The 3,116-nt window shown below is 71.6% G+C and carries 4 protein-coding genes; all 4 read left to right on the top strand.

Going from position 1 to position 3,116, the window contains the following annotated elements:
• Positions 1-17: 17 nt before the first annotated feature.
• Positions 18-1,421 carry a Si-specific NAD(P)(+) transhydrogenase gene (sthA, locus tag GA0115240_RS22225; RefSeq protein ID WP_093738908.1) on the top strand — a complete coding sequence of 468 codons (1,404 nt, stop codon included), beginning with the start codon at positions 18-20 and terminating at the stop codon, positions 1,419-1,421.
• A 116-nt stretch (positions 1,422-1,537) separates the two neighbouring features.
• Positions 1,538-2,194: a class I SAM-dependent methyltransferase family protein gene (locus tag GA0115240_RS22220; RefSeq protein WP_093738906.1), complete on the top strand. Its 657-nt coding sequence runs from the start codon at positions 1,538-1,540 to the stop codon at positions 2,192-2,194.
• A gap of 219 nt (positions 2,195-2,413) precedes the next feature.
• A complete protein-coding gene (locus tag GA0115240_RS37120) occupies positions 2,414-2,587 on the top strand; it encodes a hypothetical protein (RefSeq protein ID WP_161302374.1) in 174 nt (57 codons plus the stop codon).
• A gap of 37 nt (positions 2,588-2,624) precedes the next feature.
• On the top strand, positions 2,625-3,116 hold a 492-nt coding region (locus GA0115240_RS22215), incomplete at its 3' end, for a 3-keto-5-aminohexanoate cleavage protein (RefSeq protein WP_176725140.1).

Here is a 3,116-nt window from a genome sequence, read left to right as displayed (position 1 = left end):
ATGCCACACTTCCCTTCGTGCCCGACTTCGACATGCTTGTCATCGGTTCCGGTCCCGGCGGCCAGAAGGCCGCCATCGCCACGGCGAAACTCGGTCGGCGGGCGGCGATCGTCGACCTCCCCGACCGGTTGGGCGGGGTGTCGCTGCACACCGGCACCATCCCGTCAAAGACACTGCGCGAGGCGGTGCTCTACCTCACCGGGCTCAATCAGCGCGGCCTGTACGGCCAGAGCTACCGGCTCAAGGAGGACATCACCGTCGCCGACCTGACCGCGCGCACCCAGCACGTGGTGACCCGCGAGATCGATGTGGTCCGCAGCCAGCTGTCCCGGAACCAAGTGGCGATCCTGCCGGGCACCGGGCGGTTCATGGACGAGCACACGGTCGCGGTGCGGGGCGCCTCCGGGAGCGACCGGCTGGTGACGGCCGAGCACATCGTGATAGCCACCGGCACCCGCCCGGCCCGCCCGGCCAGCGTCGCCTTCGACGACGTCACGGTGATGGACTCCGACAGCGTGCTCAACATGGAGCGGGTGCCGCGCTCGATGGTGATCGTGGGCGCCGGGGTGATCGGCATGGAGTACGCGTCCATGTTCGCCGCCCTGGGCAGCAAGGTGACGGTGGTCGAGCAGCGCGAGGGGATGCTGGACTTCTGCGACGCGGAGGTGGTGGAGGCCCTCAAGTACCACCTGCGGGACCTGGCGGTGACCTTCCGCTTCGGCGAGACCGTCGCCGCGGTCGAACGGCACGCCCGGGGCACGTTGACCGTACTGGCCAGCGGGAAGAAGATCGCCGCCGACGCGGTGATGTACTCCGCCGGGCGGCAGGGCCTGACCGAGGGCCTCGGCCTGGACAAGGCCGGCCTCGACGCGGACAAGCGCGGCCGGATATCGGTGGACGGGAACTACCGGACCGCCGTGCCGCACATTTATGCCGTCGGTGACGTCATCGGCTTCCCGGCGCTGGCGGCCACCTCCATGGAGCAGGGCCGGGTCGCCGCCTACCACGCCTTCGGCGAGCCGGTGGGGGGCCTGCAGGACCTCCAGCCGATCGGTATCTACACCATTCCTGAGATCAGCTTCATCGGTCGCACCGAGGACCAGTTGACCGATGAGATGATCCCGTTCGAGGTGGGCGTGTCCCGCTACCGCGAACTGGCCAGGGGCCAGATCATCGGCGACGCGCACGGCATGCTGAAGCTGCTGGTCTCGCCCACCGACCGCAAGCTGCTCGGAGTGCACTGCTTCGGCACCGGCGCGACCGAGCTGATCCACATCGGCCACGCCGTGATGGGCTGCGGCGGCACGGTGGACTACCTGGTCGACGCGGTCTTCAACTACCCGACGCTGGCCGAGTCGTACAAGATCGCGGCGCTCGACGTCACCAACAAGATCCGGCAGATCGACCGGATGGACGGCTGAACCGGCGGGCTGAGCCAGCGGGCCGAACCGCCCGGCCGAGGCGGCCCGCGTCACCACCGTCGGCACGCCCGGAAAACCAGGTGTGCCGGGTGCGCGGGGACCCTACGCTGCCGGGCGTGGACTGGCACACCTGGCACCGCGCCTACGACTCCCCCGACTCCGCTCTCGTGCGGCGGCTGCGCACCGTCCAGCAGCGCATCGCCCTGGACCTGGACGAGCGTCCGCCCGGCCCGGTCCGCGCCCTGAGCCTGTGCGCCGGCCAGGGCCGCGATCTGCTGGGCGCCCTGGCCGGGCACCCCCGGCGCCACGACGTCACCGCGCGCCTGGTGGAACTGGACCCGCGCAATGTGGCCGAGGCCGGCCGGCGCGCGGCGGCGCTCGGCCTGACGGGGATCGAGGCGGTGACCGGCGACGCCGGGCTCACCGACCGGTACGCCGATGCGGCGCCGGCCGATCTCGTACTGGTCTGCGGCCTGTTCGGCAACATCACCGACGCGGACATCGAACGCGTGACCGGCTACTGCGCCCGGCTCTGTATGAGCGGCGGCACGCTCATATGGACCCGCAACCGCAAGCGGCCCGACCGCTTTCCGTGGATCTGCCGCCTGCTGGAGGAGCGCGGTTTCGCCCGGGTCTGGCTGAACGACCCCGACACGCCGCAGGGCGTCGGCGTGCACCGCTTCACCGGCAGCCCGGAGCCGCTGCCAGCGGGGGAACGGATGTTCACCTTCGTGGGATACGACGTGCTGGACCGCGCACGCGAGCAGGCCTGACGCGACCCGGCCCCAGGCCGGCTGAGCGGCCGGCGGCCCGGGGACGGCAGAACCCGCGCTCCCGCCCCTGGCGCGAATTCGACGGTTACCACCGGTACGTCAACCTACTGGGCCCCGTTTCCCCCCAGTTGAAAACCTCCCGCATCCGGATGTTTGGACGAATCCCGGCTTCTTGCCGCTCCTCCGGGTGAATCGCGACAAGCGGGAAAGACGAAGGTCATGACGGACTACAGAGCTCTGCATCTGATACGCGATCTGCCGCCCGTGGTGGAGGTTCCGGGCCTGCCCGGTGAGGGCGGCCCGCAGCGTGAGCGTCCGGCAGCCGAACCGCACGGACAGACCCGGCCGGCACACCGAACGGCGGACGGCCTGCGCGGCGACACCGACTCCTGAACATCCGGCACCCGCGGCGGCTGCCATGATCACAGCCATGCTGCAGGTATGCCTCAACGGCGCCCGGACCCGCTCGGACTGCGAACGGCTTCCGGTGACGCCCCCGGAACTCGGCGACGCCGCCGCGCGATCGGTGGCCGCCGGCGCCCGGGACATCCACCTCCATCCCAAGGACGACCACGGCGCCGACACCATGGAGCCGGTCTTCGTCGACGCGGCCGTGGCCGCGGTACGGGCCAGCGCGCCCGGCATCCCCGTCGGCGTGACGACCGGGGCCTGGACCGAACCCGATCCGCGGCGCCGCGCCGCCCTGGTGGCCTCCTGGTCGGTGCCGCCCGACCACGCCTCGGTGAACTGGCACGAACCCGGCGCGGCCGGGGTCGCCGAGGCGCTGCTGACGGCCGGCATCGGCGTCGAGGCGGGCGTCTTCTCCGACACCGACGGCGCGGCCCGGCTGCGGGCCTGGCCGCACGCCCACCGGGTGCTGCGGGTCCTCGCCGAGATCACCGACACCGATCCGCACACCGGG

The sequence above is a fragment of the Streptomyces sp. DvalAA-14 genome (assembly GCF_900091855.1).
Classification (GTDB): Bacteria; Actinomycetota; Actinomycetes; order Streptomycetales; family Streptomycetaceae; genus Actinacidiphila.
This window is presented reverse-complemented; position numbering and strand designations above follow the sequence as displayed.

Bases quoted from the DNA above. Each gene is read 5' to 3' on its own strand.
- GA0115240_RS37120 (WP_161302374.1), top strand. From the start codon at position 2,414: ATGACGGACTACAGAGCTCTGCATCTGATACGCGATCTGCCGCCCGTG.